The organism is Enterobacter sp. 22466 (genome assembly GCF_052044775.1).
Lineage (GTDB): Bacteria > Pseudomonadota > Gammaproteobacteria > Enterobacterales > Enterobacteriaceae > Enterobacter > Enterobacter dissolvens.
In genome coordinates this window covers 1-893 of sequence record NZ_JBQENX010000039.1, presented here as the reverse complement: position 1 = coordinate 893, position 893 = coordinate 1, and the positions used below count along the sequence as shown (strand labels likewise).

General features: G+C 52.7%; 2 protein-coding genes. Both read left to right on the top strand.

What is annotated here, in order from left to right; translation table 11 throughout:
- Nucleotides 1–84 precede the first annotated feature (84 nt).
- Nucleotides 85–498, top strand: a complete 414-nt coding sequence (gene tnpA / locus ACTJJI_RS26190; protein ID WP_440656305.1) for an IS66-like element accessory protein TnpA — start codon at nucleotides 85–87, stop codon at nucleotides 496–498.
- Nucleotides 495–845 (top strand): IS66 family insertion sequence element accessory protein TnpB, encoded by a 351-nt coding sequence (tnpB, locus tag ACTJJI_RS26185; RefSeq protein ID WP_135495574.1) that lies wholly within the window; start codon nucleotides 495–497, stop codon nucleotides 843–845. Before tnpA ends, tnpB begins: the two co-directional genes overlap by 4 nt.
- Nucleotides 846–893: the final 48 nt, after the last annotated feature.

The following is an 893-nucleotide window of genomic DNA, read 5'->3' as shown; positions in this document are numbered from 1 at the left end:
GTAAGCGTAAACCCAGTGCCGTATGTAGCCATTAAGCCAGTGCTGGTAACTTAGACGCCCACCTGTACAGACGGACATCTAAGTATGGAATCCCAATCCTGGCGAAAAGAACCCCGTAAAAATTATTCGAATGACTTCAAGCTCCGTATGGTTGAACTGGCTTCACGCCCCGGTGCCTGCGTTGCTCAGATTGCCCGTGATAACGGCGTCAATGATAACGTCATCTTCAAATGGCTACGGCTCTGGCAGAATGAAGGCCGCATATCGCGTCGCCTTCCGGCTACCGTAGTGACTTCATCACTACCAACGATATTGCCCGTTGAGGTGGTACCTGATCCGACTCCATCTGATGAGATGAACACAGAGCCAGCTCAGTTCTTAGCGCTGAACGCCTCCTCCTGCTGCGTCGAGTTCCGTTACGGTAAAATGACGCTGGAGAACCCGTCACCAGAGTTACTGGCTGTGCTGCTCCGCGAGCTGACCGGGAGAAGTCAATGATATCCCTCCCGTCAGGCACCCGTATCTGGTTGGTTGCCGGCGTCACTGACATGCGTAAATCCTTCAATGGCCTGGGCGAGCTGGTACAGCATGCTCTTGATGAAGATCCGTTCTCCGGCCACCTGTTTATCTTCCGTGGCCGCAAAGGTGACACCGTGAAGATCCTCTGGGCTGATGCTGACGGCCTGTGCCTGTTTACCAAACGGCTGGAAGAAGGTCAGTTCATCTGGCCTGCTGTACGCGATGGTAAAATCGCCATCACCCGCTCACAGCTCGCCATGCTCCTCGATAAGCTGGACTGGCGTCAGCCAAAAACAGCACGTCTTAACTCTCTGACAATGTTGTAAAAAGAACATAACCGCATTATAAATGGGGTCATGAGTCAGGACTATCTC

Coding starts and splice junctions, on each gene's coding strand:
- tnpB (WP_135495574.1), top strand. CDS start 495: ATGATATCCCTCCCGTCAGGCACCCGTATCTGGTTGGTTGCCGGCGTC.
- tnpA (WP_440656305.1), top strand. CDS start 85: ATGGAATCCCAATCCTGGCGAAAAGAACCCCGTAAAAATTATTCGAAT.